The sequence below is a fragment of the Halothiobacillus sp. genome (assembly GCF_028710545.1).
In the GTDB taxonomy this organism is placed as follows: Bacteria; Pseudomonadota; Gammaproteobacteria; order Halothiobacillales; family Halothiobacillaceae; genus Halothiobacillus.
Map to the genome: position 1 here is coordinate 1 of NZ_JAQTTX010000030.1, position 25,971 is coordinate 25,971.

The 25,971-nt window shown below is 55.9% G+C and carries 24 protein-coding genes; 20 read left to right on the plus strand and 4 right to left on the minus strand.

The window, feature by feature from the left end:
- A partial coding sequence (gene hemG / locus PHD44_RS07470) for a protoporphyrinogen oxidase (RefSeq protein ID WP_300189870.1) occupies positions 1 to 1,249 on the minus strand: 1,249 nt, incomplete at its 3' end.
- Between the two features lie 124 nt (positions 1,250 to 1,373).
- Here hemG and PHD44_RS07475 point away from each other — a divergent pair.
- The 3 genes from PHD44_RS07475 (at position 1,374) to PHD44_RS07485 (ending at position 4,309) form a co-directional block, all read left to right on the plus strand.
- Positions 1,374 to 2,324, plus strand: a complete 951-nt coding sequence (locus tag PHD44_RS07475; RefSeq protein ID WP_300189872.1) for a complex I NDUFA9 subunit family protein — start codon at positions 1,374 to 1,376, stop codon at positions 2,322 to 2,324.
- 106 nt (positions 2,325 to 2,430) lie between these two features.
- The gene (locus PHD44_RS07480) at positions 2,431 to 2,973 is read left to right on the plus strand and encodes a TIGR00645 family protein (RefSeq protein ID WP_300189874.1); all 543 of its coding nucleotides are present in this window, start codon (positions 2,431 to 2,433) and stop codon (positions 2,971 to 2,973) included.
- 58 nt (positions 2,974 to 3,031) lie between these two features.
- The gene (locus tag PHD44_RS07485) at positions 3,032 to 4,309 is read left to right on the plus strand and encodes an MgtC/SapB family protein (protein WP_300189930.1); all 1,278 of its coding nucleotides are present in this window, start codon (positions 3,032 to 3,034) and stop codon (positions 4,307 to 4,309) included.
- A gap of 135 nt (positions 4,310 to 4,444) precedes the next feature.
- On the opposite strand, the gene PHD44_RS07490 is transcribed toward PHD44_RS07485, so the two are convergent.
- Both PHD44_RS07490 and prmB read right to left on the minus strand, forming a co-directional pair.
- Positions 4,445 to 5,722 carry an FAD/NAD(P)-binding oxidoreductase gene (locus PHD44_RS07490; protein ID WP_300189876.1) on the minus strand — a complete coding sequence of 426 codons (1,278 nt, stop codon included), beginning with the start codon at positions 5,720 to 5,722 and terminating at the stop codon, positions 4,445 to 4,447.
- A gap of 289 nt (positions 5,723 to 6,011) precedes the next feature.
- Complete coding sequence (prmB, locus tag PHD44_RS07495) at positions 6,012 to 6,992, minus strand: 50S ribosomal protein L3 N(5)-glutamine methyltransferase (protein ID WP_300189879.1); 981 nt, start codon at positions 6,990 to 6,992, stop codon at positions 6,012 to 6,014.
- A 94-nt stretch (positions 6,993 to 7,086) separates the two neighbouring features.
- Here prmB and asd point away from each other — a divergent pair, with 94 nt between their 5' ends.
- The 9 genes from asd to PHD44_RS07540 all read left to right on the plus strand — a co-directional run bounded on the left by asd (position 7,087) and on the right by PHD44_RS07540 (position 16,522).
- Positions 7,087 to 7,998: an archaetidylserine decarboxylase gene (gene asd, locus PHD44_RS07500; RefSeq protein WP_300189881.1), complete on the plus strand. Its 912-nt coding sequence runs from the start codon at positions 7,087 to 7,089 to the stop codon at positions 7,996 to 7,998.
- Between the two features lie 131 nt (positions 7,999 to 8,129).
- Positions 8,130 to 9,758, plus strand: a complete 1,629-nt coding sequence (locus tag PHD44_RS07505; RefSeq protein WP_300189884.1) for a hypothetical protein — start codon at positions 8,130 to 8,132, stop codon at positions 9,756 to 9,758.
- Positions 9,745 to 11,832 carry an EAL domain-containing protein gene (locus tag PHD44_RS07510; RefSeq protein WP_300189887.1) on the plus strand — a complete coding sequence of 696 codons (2,088 nt, stop codon included), beginning with the start codon at positions 9,745 to 9,747 and terminating at the stop codon, positions 11,830 to 11,832. The genes PHD44_RS07505 and PHD44_RS07510 overlap by 14 nt, the downstream gene beginning before the upstream one ends.
- 15 nt (positions 11,833 to 11,847) lie before the next feature.
- Positions 11,848 to 12,255 carry a dihydroneopterin aldolase gene (gene folB / locus PHD44_RS07515; protein ID WP_300189889.1) on the plus strand — a complete coding sequence of 136 codons (408 nt, stop codon included), beginning with the start codon at positions 11,848 to 11,850 and terminating at the stop codon, positions 12,253 to 12,255.
- A 23-nt stretch (positions 12,256 to 12,278) separates the two neighbouring features.
- The gene (locus tag PHD44_RS07520; protein ID WP_300189892.1) at positions 12,279 to 13,475 is read left to right on the plus strand and encodes an SAM-dependent methyltransferase; all 1,197 of its coding nucleotides are present in this window, start codon (positions 12,279 to 12,281) and stop codon (positions 13,473 to 13,475) included.
- A gap of 162 nt (positions 13,476 to 13,637) precedes the next feature.
- On the plus strand, positions 13,638 to 14,447 hold the full coding sequence (locus PHD44_RS07525; protein WP_300189893.1) for a TatD family hydrolase: 810 nt from the start codon (positions 13,638 to 13,640) through the stop codon (positions 14,445 to 14,447).
- Positions 14,448 to 14,465: 18 nt separating this feature from the next.
- Positions 14,466 to 15,437: a thiamine-phosphate kinase gene (thiL, locus tag PHD44_RS07530; protein WP_300189896.1), complete on the plus strand. Its 972-nt coding sequence runs from the start codon at positions 14,466 to 14,468 to the stop codon at positions 15,435 to 15,437.
- A 3-nt stretch (positions 15,438 to 15,440) separates the two neighbouring features.
- Positions 15,441 to 15,977 (plus strand): phosphatidylglycerophosphatase A, encoded by a 537-nt coding sequence (locus tag PHD44_RS07535; protein ID WP_300189899.1) that lies wholly within the window; start codon positions 15,441 to 15,443, stop codon positions 15,975 to 15,977.
- Positions 15,978 to 16,048: 71 nt separating this feature from the next.
- A complete protein-coding gene (locus PHD44_RS07540) occupies positions 16,049 to 16,522 on the plus strand; it encodes a hypothetical protein (RefSeq protein ID WP_300189902.1) in 474 nt (157 codons plus the stop codon).
- Positions 16,523 to 16,638: 116 nt separating this feature from the next.
- Here PHD44_RS07540 and PHD44_RS07545 read toward each other — a convergent pair whose 3' ends face one another.
- Positions 16,639 to 16,965 (minus strand): hypothetical protein, encoded by a 327-nt coding sequence (locus PHD44_RS07545; protein ID WP_300189905.1) that lies wholly within the window; start codon positions 16,963 to 16,965, stop codon positions 16,639 to 16,641.
- Positions 16,966 to 17,128: 163 nt separating this feature from the next.
- Between PHD44_RS07545 and guaB the strand changes: the two genes are divergently transcribed.
- The 8 genes from guaB (at position 17,129) to trbJ (ending at position 25,961) form a co-directional block, all read left to right on the plus strand.
- Entirely contained in the window at positions 17,129 to 18,586 is a 1,458-nt protein-coding gene (guaB, locus tag PHD44_RS07550; protein WP_300189933.1) for an IMP dehydrogenase, read from the plus strand.
- 71 nt (positions 18,587 to 18,657) lie between these two features.
- Complete coding sequence (guaA, locus tag PHD44_RS07555) at positions 18,658 to 20,244, plus strand: glutamine-hydrolyzing GMP synthase (RefSeq protein WP_300189908.1); 1,587 nt, start codon at positions 18,658 to 18,660, stop codon at positions 20,242 to 20,244.
- Positions 20,245 to 20,548: 304 nt separating this feature from the next.
- Positions 20,549 to 21,751, plus strand: coding sequence for a site-specific integrase (locus PHD44_RS07560; protein ID WP_000954590.1), 1,203 nt, complete (start codon positions 20,549 to 20,551; stop codon positions 21,749 to 21,751).
- A gap of 147 nt (positions 21,752 to 21,898) precedes the next feature.
- Positions 21,899 to 22,120, plus strand: coding sequence for an AlpA family transcriptional regulator (locus tag PHD44_RS07565; RefSeq protein WP_001179606.1), 222 nt, complete (start codon positions 21,899 to 21,901; stop codon positions 22,118 to 22,120).
- A gap of 4 nt (positions 22,121 to 22,124) precedes the next feature.
- Positions 22,125 to 22,952, plus strand: coding sequence for a helicase RepA family protein (locus PHD44_RS07570; RefSeq protein WP_001162384.1), 828 nt, complete (start codon positions 22,125 to 22,127; stop codon positions 22,950 to 22,952).
- Entirely contained in the window at positions 22,939 to 23,820 is an 882-nt protein-coding gene (gene repC / locus PHD44_RS07575) for a replication protein C, IncQ-type (protein WP_000743064.1), read from the plus strand. The genes PHD44_RS07570 and repC overlap by 14 nt, the downstream gene beginning before the upstream one ends.
- Before the next feature lie 1,032 nt (positions 23,821 to 24,852).
- Positions 24,853 to 25,041, plus strand: coding sequence for a stabilization protein (locus tag PHD44_RS07580; protein WP_000024442.1), 189 nt, complete (start codon positions 24,853 to 24,855; stop codon positions 25,039 to 25,041).
- Positions 25,042 to 25,181: 140 nt separating this feature from the next.
- The gene (gene trbJ, locus PHD44_RS07585) at positions 25,182 to 25,961 is read left to right on the plus strand and encodes a P-type conjugative transfer protein TrbJ (protein ID WP_000836966.1); all 780 of its coding nucleotides are present in this window, start codon (positions 25,182 to 25,184) and stop codon (positions 25,959 to 25,961) included.
- Positions 25,962 to 25,971: the final 10 nt, after the last annotated feature.

The window sequence follows — 25,971 nt, forward strand, 5'->3', positions numbered from 1 at the left end:
CGTACTGTGGAATGGCCCGTGCCCAGTATTTCACGCGCAAGAATTCCGGCTTGCCCTTGATGCCGAGCAGCGGCGAAAGATCGCCCAGAACGCGATCCAAGAGTTCCTGATCACTTCCTTCTGCCGCCTCGGGGTGCTTGCGTCCGCCGATAAATGCGGTGAGCAGGACCTTTTCATCCGGTGTGCGATTCGCAAATAAAGTCGAGGAGAACAGAACGCCCAAGGTGCGTTTTTTCTCCTTGGAAGGCAGCAGCAAGCCGAACCCATCCAGTGGATGCGCCACTTCAGACCGATCGAACCCCATGACGACGGATGAGACGGGGGGATATTCGATGGCGGCCAGCGATTCGGCCAATACACCGTCCACTTCGCCAAGTAATTGGGCACTGATATGCGCGGGCGTGCTCAATATGAGTTGTCTGGTGTGAAATGTTTTGCCTTGATTAGATTCCACCGACCAACCGCCCTCGGGCAGTTGCCGGATGTGGGTGATGGCAGAGTCGAGCTGAATGTCGCCCCGGCCCGATGTCGTGATGGCCGATGCCAGTGCGTCGGTGAGTGTTTGCAGCCCTCGCTTGAAACTGAACAGCTTGCCCTTCGCAGGTTGGGTGACCGGAGCCGGGTTGGCCTTGGCCGCTTTCATTTTTGCAATGCCGCCGCGAATCAGGGAGCCTGACTCGTGTTCAAGGGCGTAGATTTTGGGGATGGCTGCCTGCACGGACAGTCGGTTCGGGTCACCCGCATACACGCCCGATACGAAAGGGTCGACAGCCCAGTCGAGAAAGCCTTGGCCCAGACGCCGCTTGACGAATTCGGCTATGGTTTCTTCCTTGTCGACGGGTTTTATCCAGGCTTCGCGTGCCAGATGCCATAGATCACCCATACTGAAAAGCGGGCTGGTGAACAGCTCCAGAGGATTTCCCGGCAACGCCACGGGATGCCCGTTTTTGGCTACGAATCGCTTTTTGGCCAAGGCATTGGCTTCGATGATTTCGCTGCCCAGATCAAGCGCGCTTAAAAGTGCAGCCATTTGGGGCGTTTGCATCAGGCTGTTGGGCCCGAGTTCGCGCAACCAGCCGTCTTCTTGCACACTCCCCACGGCTCCGCCAACCCGGGATGAGGCCTCCAGCAGCGTGACTGTTTTGCCCATTTGCGTGAGATGGTAGGCGGTTGCCAGGCCACTGATGCCGCCACCGATGACGAGATAGGGGCAGTTGATTGGTTCTGAGGCATTCGAATGAGCATTCACAAAGCAGGCGTCCTATAAGATTAAGTGGGGTCATTGAGTTTTAAAAAACAAATCATGTTTTGAGTATATCGTGAGGCCGCTGCATTCGAGTGTTGGTCGGCGAACTTTTCAAGGGGTAGGGAATATGACGACGATATCGAATCAAGATAGGTCAAAAGAGGTCGTTCTTCTGGGCGGTACGGGATTTGTCGGTCGTGTGCTGGCCTCTTTGCTGAGTCAACAGGGGTATTCGGTAACGATTCCGACCCGCCATGCCGCGCGCCATCGTGATATGGCTCTGATGCGCGGGGTGCGTTTGATCGGTGGAACGCCTGCCGCTGCGGACATGGCCAATGACCGCAGCGAACAGAACTGGCATGAGGTTTTGTCTGAAGGCTCGATTCTGATCAATCTGATCGGGATACTCAACGAGCCACGGTATGACGGTAAGGGATTCGAGCAGGCGCATGTCCACACGACACAAATAGCGCTCAAGGCGGCTGCAAATGCGGGCGTCAAACGTTATCTGCATATGAGCGCACTCGGTGCCGATGCGAACAACGGCAGCAGTTTCTATCTGCGCAGCAAGGGTAAGGCCGAGGATTGGGCGCATGAGTTTGGCGAACAGCACGGGATCGCGGTCACGAGTTTCCGGCCATCGGTTATTTTTGGCCCGCAGGATTCATTTCTGAATCGGTTTGCCCGGTTAGCGCGACTGATACCCGGAGTATTCCCGCTGGCCTGTGCCGATGCGCGTTTTGCCCCTGTGTATGTAGGGGATGTGGCAGATCAGTTCGCGGCGGCAATTACGGATACTTCCACCATTGGTAAGCGCATCGATCTGTGCGGCCCCACCGAATATCGATTGCGTGAGTTGGTCGCCTATGCGGCCAAAACCTCGGGTCATCCCCGTCTGGTGATCGGCTTGCCGGACTGGGCCGCACGGTTGCAGGCCAGGGTACTGGAGTGGGTGCCGGGACAACCTTTTACCCGCGACAACTATGATTCGTTGCAAACGCCGAGTGTCTGCGCCGAAGGTTGTCCGCTGCAAACCACTCGACTTGAACGCATTGCGCCGGGGTATCTCGGCAAATAGATCGTTGTGGTTCGGTTACTGAATTTTGCCTAATCAGGATAACCGTATTAGCGGTAATGATATGATTCCACTCTAGATGATCAATTAATTTATTGAGGGCGTTGTCATGTCTAATGATTCGGTGGCGAAACCGCGAAGTGCGGTGAAACATTTCGAGAGCGGTTTCGAGCATTTCCTGTTTGCCAGCCGGTGGTTGATGGCGCCGATTTATCTCGGCCTGGTCGTGGCGATGGGTGTGCTGCTGATGAAGTTCGGCAAGGAGACCTGGCATTTGGTCTCCCACGTGAGCACGATGGACGAAGGACAGGTCATTGTCGGTGTGCTGACGCTTGTGGATGTGTCCCTGTTGATGAACCTGTTGATCATTATCATGTTTTCCGGTTATGAGAACTTCGTGTCCAAGATGGAAGATCTTCATGCGCATGCAGATCGGCCGGACTGGATGGGTTCGATCGGTTTCAGCGACCTCAAGATCAAGCTGATCGGTTCGATGGTGGCAATTTCGGGGATCGAGCTGCTCAAGGCGTTCATGAACGTGGATACATTGGCCGATCGCCACCTGGCCTGGTTGGTGGGTATCCATGTGACGTTCCTTTTCTCTGGTCTGATTTTCGCCATCATGGAAAAGCTACAGAGCGGGCAGCATTGATTCTACGGGAAGCGTTTTCAGAGATGCTTTCGGAAAATCAGTAGGCTGCCTGTTGAACATGCCGTACAACGATCCCTTGATGCTGCTGCAAAGCTTGGGCATAGCCTTGGGAATCGGCCTGTTGATCGGGCTTGAGCGTGGTTGGCATGAACGTAGCGCCGAGGATGGGCGACGGGTCGCCGGTGTGCGTACGTTCGGCTTGATCGGCCTGACTGGCGGGCTGACGGGTATCTTGTCGGCTCATTTCGGCGTTTGGGTACTCGTGGCCGTGGTGCTGGGCTTGTCGGCCATTCTGGTGGCCAGCTATTGGGCCGCAAACCGGCAAGATAACGGGGTCGGGATCACGACTGAAGTCGCGAGTTTGCTCACCTTCATTCTGGGTGCTACGGCCGTAGCCGGTTATATCTACACCGCCGTAGTATCCGCCGTGGCCATCACCATTCTCTTGGGTATGAAGGCGATTTTGCATCGCGGCCTGCTCAAGCTTTCCGAAGCCGAGCTGTTTGCGATCTTCAAGCTCCTGTTGATTGCGCTGGTCATTCTGCCAGTGCTGCCCAATGGCGATTTCGGGCCGTGGGGTGCGCTGAATCCTTTTGTTATCGGCTGGATGATCCTGTTGCTGGCCGGGTTGTCGTTTGTCGGTTACTTCGCCATGCGCATTCTGGGTTCGCAGCGGGGTTTGCTCCTGACCAGCGTGTTCGGTGGGCTCGTTTCTTCGACGGCATTGACCCTGGTGTTCTCCCGTCTGGCCCGCAGTGGTACCGGTGTGACGGCGGTTCTTGCCATCGGCATCGTGATTGCTTCGGTGACCTTGTTACCGCGGGTGGTCATCGAGGTTGGCATCGTCAACCCGGCGTTGGCCTCCGAATTGATTCCCGTGCTGGGCGGGATGTTGTTGGTTGGGTTTGGTGGTGCCTTGTTGTGGTGGCGGTATGGTATCCGCCCGCAAAACAAAGGCATGGATGTGGAGCCTGTGCTGAAAAACCCGCTTGAACTGACGGCTGCTCTGCGTTTTGGATTGCTGCTGGTGTCGATCATGTTGTTTGCCCGTGCAATTCAGTACATGGCAGGGGATGCCGGGATTTATGCACTGGCTGCCATTTCCGGCTTGGCGGATGTAGATGCCTTGTCACTGTCTTTGGCCAAAATGGCTGCAGATGCTCAAGTGGCGCCTTCGGTGGCTACTGAGGCGATTGTCTTGGCAATTTTGGTGAACACGATGGTCAAGACCGCGCTGGCCTATGTGATTGGCGGCAAGGCATTGGGACTGAGCGTCGCCAGTGTGTTACTGCCCACTGTTGCCGTGGGCGGAGTGCTCACTTTATTTTTGCATTGATTGGTTGGGCACTTTGGTATCGGGGGCGAGTTTGCCATTGAGCGTCGAGGGTGACAAAAATCCACGTTGACCTGGGCTTGCTTCCAATAAAAAACCTGCCAATCGGCAGGTTTTTCAGCTTAAGCGAGATGTCGCTTATTTTTCGAGGCGGTTAATCCCGATGGCGCGCATCATGTACTTTTCGTACAGCGGTTCGGACGTGCCTTTCTTCATCTTACGAATGAAGTATTTCTCGAAGGCGATCTTCGCCAGATGCACCCATTTGCCGGCAGCAAACCAGTTGACGTTGCGCGGCGGAATTTGCGGCAGGGCGATGAAGGCCGCACCGCGGTCACCGAAGTCGGCCAGACAGATGGCCTGCCAGGTGCCTTTGGTATCGGGCTCGCCGTGACCGGTCAGCTCGGCCTTGATGTTGTGCACGATTGCGGTGACCATGGACTCGATCATGTAGCCCGTTTTCGGCGCGCCCACTGGGACCGGTGTTTTTTCTACCGGAGGGATGGCGACGGCAACACCGGCTGAGAAAATGTTCTTGTATACCGGGTTGCGCTGATATTCGTCGATTTTGACGAAGCCGCGCGGGTTACACATTTCTTCAACATTGGCCACGCAATCCACGCCCTTGAAGGCTGGCAACATCATCGAGTGCTTGAATGGCAGCTCGTGCTTCTGGATGACTTCGCCGTTGCGGTCGTATTCGTCCACATACATCATGCCGTCTTCCACTTTCGTGGTTTTGGCATTGGTGATCCACTTGATGTCATGTCCGCGTAGTTCCGATTCCAGCATCCCGTTGGAGTCGCCGACGCCGCCCAGACCCAGGTGGCCGATATACGGTTCCGGGGTGACGAATGTGATGGGCACTTTCTGGCGGATTTTCTTTTTACGCAGCGCGGTATCGAGAATGAATACATACTCGTAAGCCGGGCCGTAGCAACTGGCGCCGCCCATCGCACCCACGATGACGGGGCCGGGGTTCTCGACAAGCTTCTTGTAGTCTTCGTACGCGTGTTCGGCGTGGTCTACGGTGCAAACGGAATGGGTAAACCCACCGTGCGGGCCGGAGCCTTCCACTTCAGAGAACATCAGTTTCGCGCCGGTGGTGATGATGAGGTAGTCGTAGGTAACAGTTTCACCATTGGCGAGTTCGAGCCGATTTTCTGTCGGGACTATTTTATCGACGCGTTGGGAAATCAGGTCGATGCCCTTGCGCTCAAGGTAGGGTGCAAGCGGGAAGGTGATGTCATCGCGGTTGCGCCAGCCGACGGCAACCCAGGGGTTGGACGGAATGAATTGGAAGTAGGTATCGGCTGTCACGACGGTGACTTTATGCTCTTTCCCCAGCTCTTGTCGCACTTCATATGCGGCGGGCATACCGCCAATCCCTGCGCCAAGAATAACAATGTGTGCCATGGTGCTAACTCCTGTGGTGGTGCCTTGGGCAGATCGCCAAGACCAAACAGTCAATTTCTCCGGTATCGCGGTGGCTATCGGGCGGGCAATGGGGTCTCCATCAGGTGTCCAGCATATTTGTTGTGTATTTGTCTTATGCGCATAGCCAACCAAACGATAGCCGATTCTTGCGCGATTGCCAGGTGTTGGCAAGAAAATTCGGGTTGATTTTTCAATACAACCTGAGTGTGTATTCTTAATATTTTGTTTTATTTGAGTTTTTTATTTTTTGTCGTTTATTAAAAAAAAATTAACCGCGCCAATTCGCCAGATCTGAATGGGCGATCATGAACAAGGCCGCTTCCTGATTGTGCATCTCGATCCATGAAAGCCGGTGCCTTGGCCAGGTTTGGTCTATCAGCCGACGGCCATTGCCAACTTCGACAAAAAGATAACCATCCGGAGAGAGATGTTCGCTCGCTGTATCGAGCATGCGCTCGATGAGGGCCAGGCCTTGATTCGGCGCATACAGTGCCATGGCCGGTTCGTGGTGATATTCCTGTGGCATGTCTTCGGCCTCAGCCGGATCGACATAGGGCGGGTTGCTGATAATCAGGTCAAAGCGCAGCGGGGCGCCGGTTTCATTTTTCAGGTTGTCCAGAAGATCCGATTGATACAGTTCGATACGGTCTTCGAGTTGGCAGTCCCGCACATTTATGGCGGCGACACTGAGCGCGTCCATCGAAATATCGCAGGCACCGATCTCGGCTTCGGGAAAGTGCTGAGCCAGCGCGATGGCCAGACAACCTGAACCGGTACCGATATCCAGAATCGATGTAGGTGGCGTGTCTGTGCCATACCAGGGCTCGAAATGCTGCGCGATCAATTCGGCAAATGGCGATCGGGGAATCAGTACCCGTTCGTCCACATAATAAGGTTGCCCCATGAACCAGGCGCGATTGAGCAGATAGGCGGTCGGGATGTGTTCGAGGCAGCGTCGGCGGATCAGGCCCGTGACCAAGGTTATTTCTCCGGGGGTGAGCTTGGCCGACCAATGAGCCGCATCCAGATCAAGCGGAAGATGCAGGCTGTCGAGCACGAGCCAGGCGGCTTCATCCCAGTAATGCTGGGTGCCATGCCCGAGAAACACCTGCTGTTCGTCCATCCGGCTGCTGGCCCAGCGAATCAGATCGAGAATGGTGACCAGTTGTCGCGTGTCCTCGATCAGGGGGTAGAGTGGATCGGTTTGGGCGTGACGCCCGGCAGGTTCCGAATGTGTGGATGCAGTCATATTTTGCGCTTTGTCGGCCAGTCAAATATAGGTTGGTCCATTGTGGCAGAACTGGCAGTATCATGTCCCCCATTCCCTAACAATGTGATCGACGATGACAGACCTGAACGCCACACCTGATGAAAACAAACCGGTTTCGCCTACCTTTGCCCAAAGTCTGTGGACGCTGGTGCAATATCTGCTGCCGCATCATCTGATCTCGCGCTTGGTCTTTCGCGCCACACGCTGGCGTACGCCGTTCACTACGGGTGTCATTCGCTGGTTCGTGCGTCGTTTTGGCGTGGATCTGAGCGAGGCCGTTGAGTCCGATCCCGCGGCCTACGCTACATTCAACCAGTTCTTCACCCGGGCACTGAAGCCGGGTATCCGCCCCATGCCGGATGACGCCACTGTGTGGGTAAGCCCCTGCGATGGCCGTGTGAGCCAGTTGGGTGCGATCCAGTCCGGCAATCTTTTGCAGGCTAAGGGTCGGGATTACACCGTGCAGAGTTTGCTGGGCGGTGATGCGGCGTTGGCCCAACGCTTTGAGCAGGGGCAGTTCGCGACAATCTATCTTTCACCGCGCGATTACCATCGCATCCATATGCCTTGCGATGGCGAGCTGCGGGAAATGATTCATGTGCCGGGACGGTTATTCAGTGTCTCGCCCGTCACTGTTCAGCAGGTGCCGGAAATTTTCGCGCGCAATGAGCGGTTGGTTTGTCTGTTCGATACCGCCCACGGCCCGATGGCGCTGGTGCTGGTCGGGGCGATCAATGTGGCGGCGATCGAAACCGTCTGGGCGGGTATTGTGACGCCACCGGCGGGCGTTGAAGTCACCCGCTGGCTCTACGGTGGCGATACCGGGATGAACATCCGATTGTCGCGTGGACAGGAGATGGGGCGTTTCAATATGGGCTCGACGGTTGTACTACTTTTGCCGGAAGGGTTGGTGTTGGATTCGCGTTGGCGTCCGCAGTCTGCTATTCAACTCGGGGAGAGTTTGGCTAGTCCAGAAGCAGCTTGATCCGCAGGATTTTGTTCTGAAACGGCTTGGATGCAGGGCGTCCATTTGCAGAGTTTTTTGTTCATACGGCCAAACCGTTTATATTCCCAACTGGTTTCATTTATCCAAACAGGGAAAAGGAAAGGATCGCCATGACGCAGCCAAAGGATTTGCATGGTCTGCTAGACCAACTTCTGATGCGTGAGCCATTGGACGCAGTGCGTATTCTGGGCGAGGAGTTCGCGGATATCAGCTGGCAGGATCGGGATGAAACCGAGATCAGCGCGATTGTGGCCGAATTCCTGCCCTTTCTGACGCGTCTTGCGGGCCGGATTCGAGCCGATTTGCGCCAGTCTCCTTTGCCCTTGAGCGACAAGGGGCGTTTGCGGATTGATGCGTTGCTTCGCGTGTACCGCTACGCGCAACTGATGCTGAACCTGAAATTAAACGCGCTCAGCGAGCGTGTCGACAATGATTCCGGTCACGAATATCTCGTTCGTACGCATCAGGATCGTGTCGATTGGGCGATCCGCACCGTCATGGATTGCTATCTGTCTTACGTGGATGTGCCCAAATCACTGTATGTTGATTTGCACCAGCTGGTCGAACTGGCGCGTAGCGAATTGCAGGAAGCGCAGCCGGTGGGGTGGCAGTCGATTTATCAGCATTACGTGGCCATGTTGACCCTTGCCGTCGTCAACCCCTATGGGCTGACCCGGGAAGAAATGGAAGATAGTTATTCCTGTCTGGTTCAGGTCGGCGGCGCGATTGAACTGGTACGCGATAAACCGACGCCGACCAGTCGATTCATCGATCTGACTGGAAAGATCATGCCTCATCTGGCATTGACGACCCGAGGTGGCCTGACAGAATCGGGTATTTTCCTTGACCTGGGTGGTTTGTATCAGCCTGAAACGACGGCTGGTTTATCCCCTGTTTGCCGGTCGCGGCTCTTCCATCTGCTCGATCGTTTGAAGTTCTTCTTTGTCGGTCGTGGCGAGCGAGAAGGTCAGTCGACGGTGCCGGGGCAACGCAAACAGCAGACCTGCCTGATTACCTTGGGTTTTTTGAGCGTTCATCATCGTCTGGAGCGATTGAGCCAGAAAGAAGGCCACCAGGAAAGCACCATCGCCTTGGCCGGGCTGGATTGGGAGGGCTTGGAACAACCGATTCGCGGGGAAGTGGCGCCGATCAGTGGTGGGGCCGATTTCAAAATGGATATCCAGACCAGAAGCTCGGGGGAGGAGGTGGACTGGGATGCCGGTGTCGGTACTGGTCGAAGTGGTAATGGATATCATCAGCCGCTGAACGAGCCGGGTACTTGGGATGTGGTCAATTTTTCTGCCAGTGGGTTTCGATTCCATTGGCGGCTGTCCTCCAACAGTCATGCCGCGGTTGACGACCTGTTGCTGGCCGAATGGCCTGAGCAGGATAAGACCGGGGCAGCGATGGCCCTCGGCATCGTGCGCTGGGTGCGCCACATGGACGCGGAGCACAAAACCATCGATATGGGCGTACAACGTTTTTCTGGTACCGTATTCGCCAGTTACGCGCGTGATTACCGGGCGGGAGACACGCGTTGGAGCAAGAGTTGGCCCGTTATTGTCCAGTTGGATGAGCGGGCAGTCCCGGTACGGATTATTCTCGCGACTGCGCTTGCAGTCGAAGCACAGGAACTTTTGGTCATGCAGGAAGAAACGGAAATACGGTTGGCTCTGGGCTCGGTTTGCCAGACAGGGCAGGATTTTTTGATCATGGAGGCGCACCGTGTTGACGCGTGAGGTAGCCAAACAACGGGCATTTGCCGTACTTTACCTTTCAAATGAAATCAATGATGCGGTGACACTGCGCAGCCATCTTCGCAACCACGGTTTTGCGGCCAATGTATTCCACGCGACTTCCTTCGAGGAGGCTCGGGCTCAGGCAGAAAAGAATGCACTGGATGTTGTATTGGTCGACTTCGGTAGCCACTCGGGCAGCTTGCTCGACACCATGCTGGAAGATAACCACCGCCCGATCTTTGATCGCCTCCCTAAACTGGTGATCGCCGATGTAGACGACGATGACCAGGTATTGCCGTTGTACGAGTTGGGTGCCACGGCGGTTGTGACGCACGAGTCGCGACTGATCCCTGTGCTGGTCCGGGAGGTGGCGGCATCCATAACCGAGCAGGAAAGGACGCTTTTCCAGAAAAAGCTGGCCAGCGCCGAATTGCGTTGCCAGAAACTGATCGACGGTTCCAACGAGGCAGTGGCCTACATTCAGGATGGTCTGCATATCTACGCCAACCAGGCTTATCTTGGTCTGATGGGCTTTAACTCGCTCGAAGAGTTGATCGACGAACCCTTGCTGGATCGGGCCGTGGGCGACAGCGCGGCGCGGCTCAAAGCGTTTCTCAAGGAAGAGGAAGCCAGTGACGAGTTTGAATTGGAGACAGAGGGCGGGGATCGGATCAAGGTCATCATCACCTCGTCCAGAGCAACCTTCGACGGCGAATCCTGCCTGCAATTGTTTGTCGCCCCGAAGCAGCAGAATTCGGCCGAAATCGAAGAGCAACTCGAATTCCTGTCACGGCGCGATTTGCTGACGGGGCTGTACAACCGCAATTACTTCTTCGATCAGTTGCATGAGCGGCTTGATTTGATCAAGCAGAGCGAAAATGAACTGGGTGTGCTGATGATGCTGGACATCACCAACAGCGAAGCCCTGAAGAAAATGATCGGCACCACGGGCATCGATAGCCTGTTGACCGAATATGGCAAGGAAGTGGAGGCACTGATCGGTGGCAAAGGACTGGTGGCGCGCCACGGGGCGTATTCATTCCTGATTCTCTTGGGCAAAACCGATCTGCCTCATGCCGAACAGGTCGTAAGCAGCCTTCTGGGCTACACCAAGGACTATATTTTTACCCTGGGAACGACATCGGTCACCGTCAATGTTTCCATTGGCTACACCTTGCTGGACAATAACGCGCCCTCGAATGTCATGGAATTGCTTGATCGCGCCGAACGGGCAACCAACAAGGCATCGGAAAAGGGTGTCAATCTGGCCGAGTTCTACAAGCCTGATCTCAAAACGGCCAGTGACGCAGAGCAAGAAGAAATATGGGCTCGTCGAATCAAGGATGCGCTCAAGGAAAACCGCTTTTTCTTGGCATTCCAGCCAATCGTCTCGTTACAGGGGCACCGCGATCTCAATCGGTTCGAGGTATTTCTGCGGATGATCGATGAGCAGGGCAATCCGCTCAAACCGATGGAATTTCTCGGCAAGGCGGAGCGAGGCGATCTCATGCAGTCGATCGACCGCTGGGTCATTCTGAGTGCGATCAAGGAGGTCCATGCCGGATTGAAACGCGGCGAGAACATCAAGCTTTATCTGCGCATCAGTGAGCAATCGCTTCGCGATGAAGAATTTGCGCAGTGGCTGATGAATCGACTCGCCAGTGTTCGTCTTCCCGACCTGCTGCTGGTTATCCAGGTTCGTGCCGATACAGCGGGTTATCTGCTCAAGCATCTCGAAAACCTGCGCGATACCATTGCGCCACTGGGCTGCGGACTGCTGATCGACGGTTTCGGGGAAGGTGCCGACTCCTTCCGTCTGCTCGACCATCTCAAGACCAAAGAGATCAAGATTTCCCGTGCTCTGCTGGAAAATTTCAGCCAGGAAACGGCTCATCAGGCAGCGGTAACCAAATTGCTGAACGAAGCCAACGCACGTGATGTTTCCGTGATCGTGCCCAATGTTGAAGATCCGGCCACATTGCAGTTGCTCTGGCCGATGGGCGTCGATCTGGTTCAGGGTGATTTTATTCAGGCGCCACGCAAGGGGCTTGAATTTGACTTTTCCCAGTTCTGACCAAGCATGGTTGATATGAGCGCGGAATCATTGCACGATGGGGCTTGGGACTGGATCGTCATCGATCGGCTCGAATTCGATACGATCATCGGTATCTACCCACATGAACGCGAGCAGGTGCAACCGTTGAGGGTGGACATTCGGCTGGGCGTGGCACCCATCTTTGAGACTGCGCAAAGTGACGACATTTCAACTACCGTTGATTATCAGCGTGTTTGTGAAACTGTGATTGCACTGGCTCAATCTGGTCAGTTCAATCTGGTCGAGACGCTTGCGCAGCGGTGTGCCGATGCCCTGTTTGCGGCATTTCCCATTCAGGCGATTCAATTATCGGTCAGCAAGCCATTGGCCTTGCCGTACACGCGGGGCGTCGGTGTCGAGATCTTCCGTCGCCGCCCGGTTGTCGAATTTGAGCCTCAATAAATCTACCGACTCGATTCAAAGCGATGATGCCTGAGCCCGATTTCTCCCTGCCCGTTCCTTCGCCCGAAGACCAGATCAAGAGCATGACATTGATCGATCACCTGCGGGGCAGGATGGTCGATGGGCCGTTATCCTTTTCGGACTATATGGCCGAGGTGTTGTATCACCCCGATTTGGGCTATTACGGTAGCGCTCAGGTGCAATTCGGTGCCGGTGGCGATTTTGTCACGGCGCCCGAGCGTTCGCCTTTTTTCGCAGCAGGCCTCGTGTACGAGTGGCAACAGATCCAGTGCGATTACCCGGTGCGGCAGGTCTGTGAACTGGGTGCGGGTTCCGGCCAACTGGCCTTGGATTTCCTGCGTGCGTGTGAAACACGCGGTTGCTTGCCCGATCAATATCTGATCTGGGAAATCAGCCCCGGACTGCGCAAACGGCAACAGTCTCGTCTCAAGGATGAGCTCAAACCCGAGCTGTGGGCGCGCCTCGCTTGGGTGGAAGATAGGGAAGCAAAAGACTTGGCGGACATCTGGGCCGGGGGCATGGTGATCGCCAATGAAGTCGTCGATGCCATGCCGGCCTGCCGATTCCGCTGGCGTCCCGGCCAGATCGATACGCTCGAAGAACTGAAAGTCGGTTGGATTGGGGGGCGGTTCGGCTGGGTTGTCGATACGGCCTCCCCCGAGTTGCGTGCTGCTCTGGCCGATTGTGCCGGGCTGTGGCCGCTGGACGATTTGGCGCCTGAACCGGTGGCGGCGGAAATCAATCTCGACTTGCCGCGGTGGTTGGCATCCATCCGTACGCTGTTTGATCGCCCGAAAGCGGTAAGCATTCTCTATCTTTTCGATTACGGTGGATCTACTGCCGAGGTCTACCGTCCGGATCGCGTGGACGGCACCCTGCGTTGCCATTACCGCCATCGTGCGCACGATGATCCGTTCGTCTATCCCGGCTTGCAGGACATCACCACCTGGGTCGATTTTGAACGGCTCGCCCGTTTGGCACGGGAAGCGGGATTTGTGGTCGATGGTGAACGCAGCCAGGCGGCATGGCTGCTGGGCACCGATGTACCGGACATGTTTTCCCGGCGGATGCAGGCCGTGACGGATCGATCAGTCAGCGCACGCATTGCCCAGGGCTTCAAGGAACTGGTCATGCCCACCGAAATGGGCGAACGGTTCCGCGTGCTACGTTTGCGAACGCCTGCGCCTTCGTCACGGTGATCGTCGGGGTCATTTCAGGTTGATTATTTCAGGTTGGTTTAAGGGGGGCGCACGTGCCCACTGTTGTCCGATGGCCTATCATGTCGGGCAACGTGTTTCGTTGTTGTTCCGCGATTGCGTCGGTGAACCACCGATTTTTCCGTTTATTGAGTCAATGTTCCTATGAACCTGTTCGATTCCCATTGCCACCTCGACAAGCTCGATTTGACGTCATTTGACAATTCGTTCGATCAATTCATGATCGCCGCGTTCGAAGCCGGTGTGCGCCGCATGTTGTGCGTGGCGATTCATCCTGACCGCTGGGCGGATATGGCAGAGTTGGTCGCACCGTATGCGCACTCAGGCGAGGATCGTCCGCAAGTCTGGCTTTCGTTCGGCATCCACCCTACCGAAGACCCTGACTATGCCCTTGAAGCGGAGGCAATCGTGTCGCATGTGCGCGCGAGTCCCTATTGCGAGCAGATCGTGGCCATCGGCGAGACCGGTCTCGACTACTTTCGCAGCGGCGAGGCCGAACGTTGGCAGCATGAGCGGTTCAGAGCGCACATTGCTGCGGCGCTTGAACTCGAAAAGCCGGTCATCATCCACACGCGGGCGGCGGCCAAGGACACAATCGACGTGCTGCGGTCGGAAAACGCCCGTGATTGTGGCGGGGTAATGCACTGTTTCGTCGAAGACTGGGATACGGCGAAAAAGGCACTGGATCTCGGGTTCTATATTTCCTTTTCCGGCATTCTCACCTACAAATCGGCCGCCGATCTGCGGGAAACGGCCAAGAAAGTACCGCAAGACCGGATACTGATCGAAACCGATGCGCCTTATCTCGCACCCGTGCCGCATCGCGGCAAGCCCAATACGCCAATCTATGTGATGCACACGGCCCAAACGCTGGCCGATGTACGGGGAGAAACACTTTCGGCCGTGGCCGAATACACCGATGCGAATACCCTGCGTTGGTTGAATCTGCCCTGATGCACTTGGCCAGCCTCCATGACTGAGTTTGAACTCATCGCACGCTACTTTTCCCGCCCGTGTACGGATGCAGCGGTGGTGTTGGGCGTGGGGGACGACTGCGCCGCATTGCGGGTGCCTGAAGGGGAGCGCTTGCTGGTCAGTACCGACCTTCTGGTAGACGGGCGGCATTTCCCCGAATCGACGGCCGCCTTCGATGTGGGTTACAAGGCCATGGCGGTAAATCTTTCCGATCTGGCCGCGATGGGCGCGCGTCCTTTGGGCGTGACGCTGGGGTTGGCTTTGCCAACGATCGAACCGGACTGGCTGGAACCGTTTGCCCAAGGGTTCTATGCCCTGGCCGAGCACTATGGAATTTGCCTGGTTGGTGGCGATACGGTCAAGAGCCCGGTTCGTACACTGGCGGTTACGATCATGGGCAGCGCCCGACCGGATCGAATGCTCACGCGCTCGGGCGCACGCCCCGGAGACCTGATTGCCGTCACCGGGACGATCGGCGATGCGGGTCTGGGCCTGCGTTCGATTCAGCATCCTGAATCCATGCCCGCATCCTTGAATCCTGAGGACATCGACTTTTTGCAGATGCGCCTGAATCGCCCCACGCCCCGTGTCGATGAGGGAAGGCGGCTTGCCGAGGTGGCCCATGCCGCCATCGATATCTCCGATGGTTTGTTGCAGGACTTGGGGCATGTGTTGAGCGCCAGTCATGTGGGCGCTGTTGTTGAGACCGATCGCCTGCCCATTTCACCCGCCGCCCGCGCATGGTTTGCCGCCGACCCGACACAACGCCATCTGCCTTTGACGGCGGGAGATGACTACGAATTGCTGTTTACACTTCCGCCCGAACAATGGGGCACACTGGGTATTTCCGCCACGGTGATCGGGCGAATCACCGAAGATAAGCGCCTTCGTGTACTGGATGTCGAGGGGCATGACATGTCAGTACACGTGCACGGGTTCGATCACTTTGCGCCGGTAGATTTGGATTAAGTCATGAGTTCACATCTGAAAAATCCGCCGATTCCTCATCTTGCCCGTCGCGTGTGGCGCGATCCTGTATTGTGGCTTGCCTTCGGGTTCGGCAGCGGTTTGGCGCCAAAGGCACCGGGCACGTTCGGGACATTGCCGGGTGTCGCCCTGGCATGGCTCATCGGCATGCTTGCTGCCAGTCTGGCCGTGCCAGCGGGATATCTGACGGCAGCCGCTGTCTTTCTGCTCACACCCATCGGTGTGTTTCTTTGCGGCAGAGCCAGTGAAAAGCTCGGTGTGCACGATCATGGCGGTATCGTGTTCGATGAGATTGTCGGTGTGTTGATTCCGTTCATCCTGATTCCGGTCACACCGCTCAACCTGCTTTGGGGTTTTCTTGCTTTTCGCGTGTTCGATGTGATCAAACCCTGGCCGATCAGCTGGCTCGATCGCCATGTATCCGGTGGTCTGGGCATCATGGTGGATGATCTGCTGGCCGGGATTTTTGCTCTGGCGGCTCTGTTGATTTTGTCCGGGATTTTCCCTGCTGCCTTTTTTTAAGAGATCGGGCACGAAACTTTTTGTTTGTCGTTGTGGCCTAACGTTCCCAATCTTGGAAAAGGAGCTTGGCTATGAACATGAATCGTTTACATTTCTTGGTTATTGCAGGTGCCTTGATCTGCGCCCCGATGGTTTGGGCTGCGGGGCCGACTGCCTCCGAAGAACCCACAATCGGTTCGCTGACGCCAGCTGAAGTCGCCTCGGGCGCTTTGACACCACAGGTTCAGGGTGGTGTGCATTTTGTTTCCGGCGGAATCGGTATCGAAGAGCGGGCATGGTTGGCGGCCCATGCGCGTGAATTCAACACCCATTTGACCTTTGCGGTTGTGCCGGGCGGTGAATTCATTGCCGATGTCCCTGTGCGGATCAGTGACGCTAAGGGCACGCCAATCCTTGAGGCGAAGTCAGACGGGCCGCAGATGTTCGTTCAGCTACCGGTAGGACATTATCAGGTCGAAGCGACCCATGATGGGCAGACCATCAAGCGTTCCTTTACCGTGGCTGACAAGCGCTCTGTACAGATCACGATTGGATTTAAAAAATAACCAGCCTGAGACGAGGGTTCGGGGTACGGCATTGTAATCAAGACGTAAAAAAAGCCGAGCTTGGCGCCCGGCTTTGATTAACGTGTCGCGCTTAAAGCGATCGTTCTGAAACGATCTTAACGCGAGGGCTTGTATGGCCCCGGATTAGGCTGGCTTTTCCATTCTTTGACTGCAATGGGTTGCAGGCTGGCGACGTAATCGGCGTACTTGATCGCGCCTTCAAAGTCGCCTTTGGCTGCCAGATCGTCGCTGTGCTTCAATACCGGCAGTTTTGGCTTGGGATTCCAAGGCGCAATACCTTCGGCTTCAACTTTCTTGATTTCCGCCATGGCAGCGGCCTTGGCTTTTTCATAGTCGGCCATGCTGGCTGCATTGGCGGCACTGATGCCGACAAAGAGGGCGGCTGCTGTCACTGCGGTGGCTAATTTCTGAGTTTTTTTCATTCTAGATTTCTCCTGGTGGATTCCTTTGGTGCCCTTATCGGTGCAAAGGGAACTTTAGCTTAGAGTTGCGACTCTGGCTACTATCTCAGCGGGTTTGAGTTTACCCGCTAACCATCCATCCTTATAATTGGCAAAATTTTCATTACCGTAAGAGATCTTTATGATGCGTATAGTCGATGAAGGCCTGACCTTCGATGATGTTCTGCTCGTCCCCGCGCATTCCACTGTTTTGCCGCGAGAAGTCTCACTCAAAGCCCAACTGACACGCAATGTCTGGCTGAACGTGCCGCTTGTGTCTGCAGCCATGGATACCGTGACCGAAGCGCGTCTGGCGATTGCGCTGGCGCAGGAAGGTGGTATCGGCATTATTCACAAGAACATGTCGATCGCGATGCAGGCCGATCACGTGCGACAAGTGAAAAAGTACGAATCCGGCGTCATCAAGGATCCCATTACGGTTCCGCCGGATATGAGCATTCGCGATGTACTCAAGATCACGCGCGATCACCGCATCAGTGGTGTACCGGTCGTGGATGGCAAGGATCTGGTTGGCATCGTCACCAGCCGCGATCTGCGTTTCGAGCGCAATCTGGATCAGCCGGTCAACAAGATCATGACGCAGCAGGACAGTCTGGTAACAGTCAAGGAAGGCGCCAGCCGCGAAGAAGTTCAGGCCTTGCTGCACAAGTTCCGCATCGAAAAAGTGCTGGTTGTGAATGACCGTTTTGAATTGCGCGGCATGATTACCGTCAAGGACATCCAGAAATCGACCGATTACCCCAATGCGTCCAAGGACTCCCAGGGGCGTCTGCTTGCCGGTGCCGCTGTCGGTACTGGTGGCGATACCGAAGAGCGGGTAGCGGCATTGGTGGCTGCGGGCGTGGACGTGCTGGTCGTCGATACGGCTCATGGCCATAGTCAGGGCGTGCTGGATCGCGTTGCCTGGGTCAAGAAAACCTATCCTCAAGTCGACGTGATTGGCGGTAACATTGCAACAGGCGCAGCGGCGCTTGATCTGGTCGCTGCCGGTGCCGATGCCGTCAAGGTCGGGATCGGTCCCGGGTCCATTTGCACCACGCGCATTATTGCGGGCGTCGGTGTGCCGCAAATCACCGCCATTTCCAATGTGGCAGAAGCGCTGAAAGGAACCGGTGTACCGTTGATTGCCGACGGTGGTGTTCGTTTCTCCGGGGACTTTGCCAAAGCGATTGCTGCCGGTGCCAACACGGTCATGGTGGGCAGCATGCTGGCCGGTACGGAAGAGGCGCCGGGCGAAGTGGAATTGTTCCAAGGCCGTTCGTACAAGGCGTATCGGGGCATGGGTTCACTGGGAGCCATGCAGCAAGGTTCCAGCGATCGCTATTTTCAGGGCGAATCGGCGGTTGAAAAGCTGGTGCCCGAAGGGATCGAGGGTCGGGTACCGTACAAGGGTTCACTGGTGGCGATTGTGCATCAGATGCTGGGCGGTTTGCGATCATCGATGGGTTATGTGGGCGCCCGTGACATCACAACCATGCGTACTATCCCGCAATTCGTACGGATCACCAGTGCGGGCATACGTGAATCGCACGTGCACGATGTGGCCATTACCAAGGAAAGCCCGAATTACCGCGTCGATTGATTTGGCCGATATGATCACAATTTGAACCGCAGCGGCCGCTTGGCCGCTGTCTGCTTTATGGAAACAGACGAATGACTTCACCTGCCGCCGATATTCATGCCGAACGTATCCTGATTCTGGATTTCGGTTCGCAATACACCCAACTCATCGCCCGTCGTGTGCGCGAGTGCGGTGTGTACTGCGAAATTCATTCCTGGGAAGTGGACGATGCGTTCGTGCGCAGCTTTGCACCGCAAGGCATCATCCTCTCCGGGGGGCCGGAATCGGTCATCGAAGCGACTCCACCCGCCGCGCCACAGGCTGTGTTTGAATTGGGCGTGCCGGTGCTGGGTATCTGTTACGGCATGCAAACCATGGCGGCGCAACTCGGTGGCGTGGTCGAAAATGCCGATCACCGCGAGTTCGGCTACGCTCAAGTGCGTGCGCGGGGCCACACGGCGTTGCTCAAAGACATCGAAGACAGCGTCACGCCGGAAGGCTTCGGCATGCTGGATGTCTGGATGAGCCATGGCGATCATGTCATTGAGTTACCGCCTGGCTTCAAACTCATGGCTTCGACCGATAACGCGCCGATTGCCGGCATGGCCGATGAAACACGTCGGTTTTATGGCGTTCAGTTCCACCCCGAAGTCACGCATACCCGCCAGGGGCATCGCATTCTGGAGCGATTCGTGCGCCAGATCTGCCAAACGCACGGCCTGTGGAAACCCGACAACATCATCGACGACATGCTCACCCGTATCCGCGAGCAGATCGGCGACGATGAGGTGATTCTGGGGCTCTCCGGCGGGGTCGATTCCTCCGTCGTGGCCGCATTGCTGCACAAGGCAATCGGCGACCAGCTCACTTGCATCTTTGTCGATAACGGCCTGTTGCGCCTGAACGAAGGTGATCAGGTCATGAACACCTTTGCCCAGCACATGGGTGTGCGCGTGATCCGTGTTGATGCCGAGGCGCGCTTTCTTGCCGCGCTGGAAGGCGTAGCCGATCCAGAGGAAAAACGCAAAATCATTGGCGGCATCTTTGTCGAGATCTTCGAAGAACAGGCCAACCTGCATAAAAATGCGGCTTGGCTGGCACAAGGCACGATTTATCCCGACGTAATCGAATCGGCCGGTTCCAAGACCGGCAAGGCGCACGTCATCAAGTCGCACCACAACGTGGGCGGTTTGCCTGCCCATATGCGCCTGAAGCTGCTCGAACCGCTACGCGAGCTGTTCAAGGACGAAGTGCGCAAGATCGGCGTCGAGCTTGGCCTGCCGAGCGAGATGGTCTACCGTCATCCATTCCCGGGCCCGGGCCTTGGCGTGCGCATCCTGGGTGAAGTGAAAAAGCCCTACGCCGACCTGTTGCGCCGCGCCGACGCCATTTTTATCGAAGAACTGCGCGCCGCGGATTTATACGACAAAGTTTCGCAGGCCTTCGTGGTTTTCCTGCCGGTCAAATCTGTCGGCGTGATGGGCGACGGCCGCAAGTACGATTACGTCGTGGCCATGCGCGCGGTGGAAACCATCGACTTCATGACCGCCCGCTGGGCACACCTGCCGTATGAATTCCTTGAGCGCGTTTCTTTGCGGATCGTCAATGAAATCGATGGCATTTCCCGCGTCGTGTATGACGTGACCGGCAAACCGCCGGGAACCATTGAGTGGGAATGATTCCGCGTCTGGCACAGCCAGGCACCTGATGGCATGAAATGCCGCTAAGCCCGCGTAATTGCGGGCTTTTTTTTGTTTGTGTTTGGCACGATCTGGCAACGGGAGGAAGCGCCAAGCACCGTTTGAGCATGGCATTAAAGCTGGTATTATGGTTTGGCGATGCCATGATTGATGCCGATACCATGCTGCGTTCTTTTGTGTGTTCATGGTATTAATATTCTATAAGTTACTGTTTCGTAAGAAAAAATACGATAAATTCGAGATTTTTTCAGCATGGTATCGGAGACGAAGAAGGACAAGGTACATGCTGACCGATACCAAGCTGCGCAATCTCAAGCCCAGGGACAAACTCTACAAAGTGAATGACCGGGAAGGTCTCTATGTGGCAGTGACTCCAGCCGGCTCCATCTCGTTCCGTTACAACTACTCAATCAACGGTCGGCAGGAGACCATCACCTTTGGGCGTTATGGTGTCGGTGGCATCACCCTGGCCGAAGCCCGCGAGCTGTTGGGTGACGCCAAGAAGATGGTTGCGGCGGGCAAGTCGCCGGCCAAGGAGAAAGCCCGAGACAAGGCGCGGGTGAAAGATGCAGAGACGTTCGGTGCCTGGGCGGAGAAGTGGCTGCGTGGCTACCAGATGGCCGACTCCACCCGCGATATGCGCCGCTCGGTTTATGAGCGTGAGCTGAAGCCGAAATTCAGCAATCAGAAGCTGGTGGAGATCACCCACGAAGACTTGCGGGCGCTGGCTGATGCCATTGTTGAGCGAGGCGCACCGGCCACCGCCGTTCATGTGCGTGAAATCGTGTTGCAGGTATTTCGCTGGGCCATCGAGCGTGGGCAGAAGGTCGAAAACCCGGCAGAACTGGTGCGCCCAACAAGCATCGCTCGATTCGAGCCACGTGACCGAGCGTTGACGCCAGAAGAAATTGGGCTGATGTACCAGTACATGGAGCGAGTGGGCACAAGCCCAACAAACCGTGCGGCGGCCAAGCTGTTATTGCTGACGATGGTGCGCAAGAGCGAGCTGACCAATGCGACCTGGAGCGAGATCAATTTCAGCGAAGCGTTGTGGACGATTCCAAAGGAGCGGATGAAACGCCGTAACCCGCACCTGGTATTTCTGTCCCAGCAGGCTCTGGATATTTTCATTGCCATGAAAACCTTTGCCGGTGGTTCCGACTTCGTTTTGCCATCACGGTACGACTCGGATGCGCCGATGAGCGCTGCCACACTTAACCAGGTGCTGACGCTGACTTACAAGGCGGCGCAGAAAGATGGGAAGTCACTTACCAAGTTCGGACCGCATGATTTGCGGCGCACAGCCAGCACGCTGTTGCATGAGGCCGGCTACAACACCGACTGGATCGAGAAGTGCCTGGCGCACGAGCAGAAGGGCGTGAGGGCTGTCTACAACAAGGCTGAGTACCGCGAGCAGCGGGCGGCGATGTTGCAGGATTGGGCCGATATGATTGATGAGTGGACTTCGGGAGGCAGTAAGGGTTGATGTTTTTGCTATCTTTGATAGCATTGAAGTTGATGCCGTGAATTTATAAATAAGGCCGCCATTGGCATCGGGCAGGTCAATTACCGATTAGCTGCTTCGCGCAGCTACTCGATGAATAGCAACTATTCATTTGAGAGGTATTGACCCATGCAAAATATAAAGACCCTCATCAACAGGAAGAAGCTCCTGGAGATGATCCCGCTTTCGACACGAACAATTTATAACCTGGAGCAGCGAGGGGATTTTCCACGCCGTATCGCGTTAACCAGTAGAAATGTCGCCTGGGATTTGTCAGAGGTCGAAGAGTGGATTGAGGCACGTAAATCATCGGGTGATCAAGCTGCGCGACCTGGCCCTATAGAGGGCTAGTTATATGGCTCTTGATCTTATGGCGGCTTTCACGGAATTGCCGCCACCCATTGATTATGTTCTGCCTAATATGGTTGCTGGCACTGTTGGTGCTCTTGTGTCGCCTGGTGGGGCTGGTAAATCCATGTTGGCCCTTCAATTGGCTGCACAGATTGCAGGCGGGCCTGATTTACTTGAAATAGGCGAGTTTCCCACCGGGCAAGTGGTCTATCTGCCTGCTGAAGATCCACCGGCCGCTATTCACCATCGTCTGCACGCCCTTGGGGCACACCTCAGCGCAGCGGAACGGCAAGCCGTGGCTGATGGTTTGCTCATTGAACCCTTGATCGGTAAATGCCCAAACATCATGGCTGCTAGCTGGTTCGATGCTCTCAAACGAGCCGCTGAAGGTCGTCGCTTGATGATCTTGGACACTTTGCGGCGCTTCCACATTGAGGAGGAGAACGCTAGCGGGCCGATGGCGCAGGTTGTTGGGCACATGGAGGCCATAGCCGCTGATACAGGCTGCTCCATTGTGTTTCTGCACCACGCGAGTAAAAGCGCAGCCATGATGGGGTCGGGCGATCAACAGCAGGCCAGTCGTGGATCGTCCGTACTGGTTGATAACATCCGTTGGCAATCGTACCTATCCGGCATGACGCAAGGCGAGGCCGAGATACTGGGGGTCGATGATTGTCAGCGTGGGTATTTTGTCCGCTTTGGCGTCAGCAAGGCCAACTATGGCGCACCTTTTCAAGAACTCTGGTTTAGACGGCACGACGGCGGCGTGTTGAAGCCTGCTGTACTGGAGCGGCAGTGCAAGGTGAAAAGGAGACAGCGTGAAGAAGCCTAAGCATGACCTGACCCACGTCCGACATGATCCCGCGCACTGTTTGGCACCTGGCCTGTTCCGCAGCCTCAAGCGTGGCGATCGCAAACGCTGCAAGCTGGACGTGACCTACACCTTTGGCGAGGACGAATCCATGCGTTTCGTCGGATTCGAACCTCTCGGGGCCGATGATATGCGTCTTTTGCAAGGCATCGTGGCCCTTGGCGGCCCGAACGGCATCTTGCTAACCCCGGAACCGACCAGTGAGACGGGGCGACAGCTACGGCTATTCCTTGAACCCCGTTTCGAAGCCATTGAGCAAGACGGCTTGGTGGTTCGTGAGAGCCTGACCAAACTGCTCTCAGAAACGGGCATGACGGATAGCGGCGACAACATCAAGGCGCTCAAAGCCAGCCTGCTGCGCATGTCGAACGTCACCATCCTTGTGACGAAGGGACGGCGGCAAGCCGCGTTCCACCTGATGAGTCATGCTTTTGACGAGACGGACGGCAGGCTATGGGTTGCCCTGAATCCGCGTATTGCCGAAGCGATCCTGGGGCATCGTCCATATGCCCGTATCGACATGGCGGAAGTGCGGGTGCTACAGACTGATCCGGCACGGCTGATGCACCAACGGCTATGCGGCTGGATCGACCCCGGCAAATCCGGGCGCGTGGAACTGGACACGCTTTGCGGCTATGTCTGGCCAGATGAAGCCAATGCCGAAGCTATGAAAAAACGCCGTCAGACTGCCCGGAAGGCACTGGCCGAACTTGCCGCCGTGGGTTGGGTAGTGAACGAATACGCCAAGGGAAAATGGGAGATCAAGAGGCCTGGCCCCACGGCAACTGCACCCGTTTACCGTCGTAACGTTCCCTTGTTACCGTCGTAACGCTCCCCTTCTGCCGTCGTAACGTTCCCCGTCCCAATTTGGAAAACCCAGACGGTGCGCTGCTTTGCGGGCAGTTTGGGAAATCCATCCAAGATTATCTAAAGATAATCCATCATGCGCGGTGCAGCTCGCGCCTTGAGGGCGCGTTCTGACCTTGCCAATAAAGCCCTGGCGGGCTTTATCAATCGGCCATAGGCCGATGGTTTAACGCCAAGAAGAGAAGGCGGCTTCAGTGGCCGCTGAAACGCCTTGTGAGAGGGGAAAACAACCCGGAGTCCCTTATTCCATGAGCTGAAGCAGAATCTGCGTCTAACGGTGCTGGAGGGCCGCTGTGTGCACTTGTAGTTATCTGTACTGAAACCTTGGCTCGAAACGTGAAATGGCTAAGCAGTGCCCATTCGTTCGGTAAGAATAATAAGAAGATTATTATTCTTATTATTACCAAGCAGGAATGAGCCGTGTGTGTTGGACGCCCATAACCAGTAACCTGCGTGAAGGTGTCAACATCAGGAAAGGTTGCCCCTCAAGTATCAATACGTCGCCTTAGTGGTATGACGGGAGGGGAGGCAAATTTCTTGTGTTCATTGACACTTGAGGGGCGGGTTATGCCCTTCTTTTTTGGCGTCCAACTCGCCCCATCGGGGCGAATGGTTTGTGTCGATTGTTGGCATTTTAGGTTCCGATTTAAAGCCGATTGAGCAGCGATTTTGAAGCGACTATGTCGATTGCAGGCCGATTTGGTGACGATTACGGTTATGTTGCCAAGAATCGGTGTTTGTTTGACGATAAAACGCTTTACGTTCGATATGCGCTAGATTTTCAATAGTGGGTGAAATGCGGGCAGGATGGGTGAAGTTAGCTAACCGGCAAGCCGGTTATCTATCTTCACTGTCCCTTATTCGCGCCGGGGGCACTCAACGGGAATCCTGCCCTGCGGGGCTGATCGGCTACCGCCGGTTGCAAGAGTATAGGTCTTGCTATTTTTAATATCTTTGATAGCATGGTTGTCGGGTACACCAAAAGGGTATTGATATGGCAAATGTGCTTATCAGGAATTTACCCGCCGAGGTGCACCGTGCGTTGAAAGTTCGAGCAGCGCTCAACGATAGGAGCACCGACGCGGAAATACGCGAAATACTGACGGCGGCAGTACAGCCGCTAGAGCTTGAAGAGATTGGCCGGGAAGTTGGCTTGTCCGAAAGCGATAAAAAAACAGAGTAGTTTTACGTTTGTAAGTCCGGGCCTCAGCGCCAAGGGCAATACCGATCAGCTAGTGGCGTAGCTCTTCGATGAAACGTTGCCGAGAACAAGCACAACGCTTGGTCAAGGCAATGCCTTCTTTTCATCGACGGAGTACGACCATGAAGTCCAAAATTTTAGCGGCTAAAAAAACCGCTCTAGCCGTTGCACTCGCAACCGGCTTTATCACCACTACCACCGCCCCTGTGCAAGCTGGTATCCCCGTCATCGACGGCGGCAACCTGGCCCAGAACATCATGACGGCCATCGAGTCGGTGGCGCAGACGCTCAAGCAGATTGAGCAGTACCAGACCCAGTTGCAGCAGTACGAAAATCAGCTCCAGAACACGATGGCCCCAGCCGCGTATATCTGGGATCAGGCGCAGACTACGATCAACCGGCTGATTGCCGCGCAAAACACGCTGGCCTATTACGAGAACCAGCTAGGCAGCCTGGATCGTTACCTGGCCAAGTTTCAGGACGTGGCCTATTACCGCAGCTCGCCATGCTTCAACGGCAGCGGCGGATGCACGCCGGCCGAAAAGGCAGCGATGGAAGAGAACCGCCGCCTGGCGTCAGAGTCGCAAAAGAAGGCCAACGATGCCCTGTTCCAGACCGTTGCCGACCAGCAAAAGGCTTTGAAGGATGACGCCCGTACCCTGGAGCGGCTGCAAGGCGCGGCCCAGGGTGCAACTGGCCAGCTACAGGCCATCGGCTACGCCAACCAGCTCGCCAGCCAGCAGGCCAATCAGCTCTTGCAGATTCGCACCATGTTGACCGCCCAACACAACGCGGAGGCAGCCCGGATTGCAGCAGAACTCGATGCCGAGGCGCGAGGTGATGCCAGGGCCGAGCAAATGCGTACCTGGACGTTTCGCCCGAGTCCGGCAGACAACTACTAGGGAGGCGGTG

Excerpts from the sequence above, each read along its gene's own strand:
- PHD44_RS07475 (WP_300189872.1), top strand. The coding sequence starts at position 1,374 with ATGACGACGATATCGAATCAAGATAGGTCAAAAGAGGTCGTTCTTCTG.
- PHD44_RS07480 (WP_300189874.1), top strand. The coding sequence starts at position 2,431 with ATGTCTAATGATTCGGTGGCGAAACCGCGAAGTGCGGTGAAACATTTC.
- PHD44_RS07485 (WP_300189930.1), top strand. The coding sequence starts at position 3,032 with ATGCCGTACAACGATCCCTTGATGCTGCTGCAAAGCTTGGGCATAGCC.
- PHD44_RS07490 (WP_300189876.1), bottom strand. The coding sequence starts at position 5,722 with ATGGCACACATTGTTATTCTTGGCGCAGGGATTGGCGGTATGCCCGCC.
- prmB (WP_300189879.1), bottom strand. The coding sequence starts at position 6,992 with ATGACTGCATCCACACATTCGGAACCTGCCGGGCGTCACGCCCAAACC.
- asd (WP_300189881.1), top strand. The coding sequence starts at position 7,087 with ATGACAGACCTGAACGCCACACCTGATGAAAACAAACCGGTTTCGCCT.
- PHD44_RS07505 (WP_300189884.1), top strand. The coding sequence starts at position 8,130 with ATGACGCAGCCAAAGGATTTGCATGGTCTGCTAGACCAACTTCTGATG.
- folB (WP_300189889.1), top strand. The coding sequence starts at position 11,848 with ATGAGCGCGGAATCATTGCACGATGGGGCTTGGGACTGGATCGTCATC.
- PHD44_RS07520 (WP_300189892.1), top strand. The coding sequence starts at position 12,279 with ATGATGCCTGAGCCCGATTTCTCCCTGCCCGTTCCTTCGCCCGAAGAC.
- PHD44_RS07525 (WP_300189893.1), top strand. The coding sequence starts at position 13,638 with ATGAACCTGTTCGATTCCCATTGCCACCTCGACAAGCTCGATTTGACG.
- thiL (WP_300189896.1), top strand. The coding sequence starts at position 14,466 with ATGACTGAGTTTGAACTCATCGCACGCTACTTTTCCCGCCCGTGTACG.
- PHD44_RS07535 (WP_300189899.1), top strand. The coding sequence starts at position 15,441 with ATGAGTTCACATCTGAAAAATCCGCCGATTCCTCATCTTGCCCGTCGC.
- PHD44_RS07540 (WP_300189902.1), top strand. The coding sequence starts at position 16,049 with ATGAACATGAATCGTTTACATTTCTTGGTTATTGCAGGTGCCTTGATC.
- PHD44_RS07545 (WP_300189905.1), bottom strand. The coding sequence starts at position 16,965 with ATGAAAAAAACTCAGAAATTAGCCACCGCAGTGACAGCAGCCGCCCTC.
- guaB (WP_300189933.1), top strand. The coding sequence starts at position 17,129 with ATGCGTATAGTCGATGAAGGCCTGACCTTCGATGATGTTCTGCTCGTC.
- guaA (WP_300189908.1), top strand. The coding sequence starts at position 18,658 with ATGACTTCACCTGCCGCCGATATTCATGCCGAACGTATCCTGATTCTG.
- PHD44_RS07560 (WP_000954590.1), top strand. The coding sequence starts at position 20,549 with ATGCTGACCGATACCAAGCTGCGCAATCTCAAGCCCAGGGACAAACTC.
- PHD44_RS07565 (WP_001179606.1), top strand. The coding sequence starts at position 21,899 with ATGCAAAATATAAAGACCCTCATCAACAGGAAGAAGCTCCTGGAGATG.
- PHD44_RS07570 (WP_001162384.1), top strand. The coding sequence starts at position 22,125 with ATGGCTCTTGATCTTATGGCGGCTTTCACGGAATTGCCGCCACCCATT.
- PHD44_RS07580 (WP_000024442.1), top strand. The coding sequence starts at position 24,853 with ATGGCAAATGTGCTTATCAGGAATTTACCCGCCGAGGTGCACCGTGCG.
- trbJ (WP_000836966.1), top strand. The coding sequence starts at position 25,182 with ATGAAGTCCAAAATTTTAGCGGCTAAAAAAACCGCTCTAGCCGTTGCA.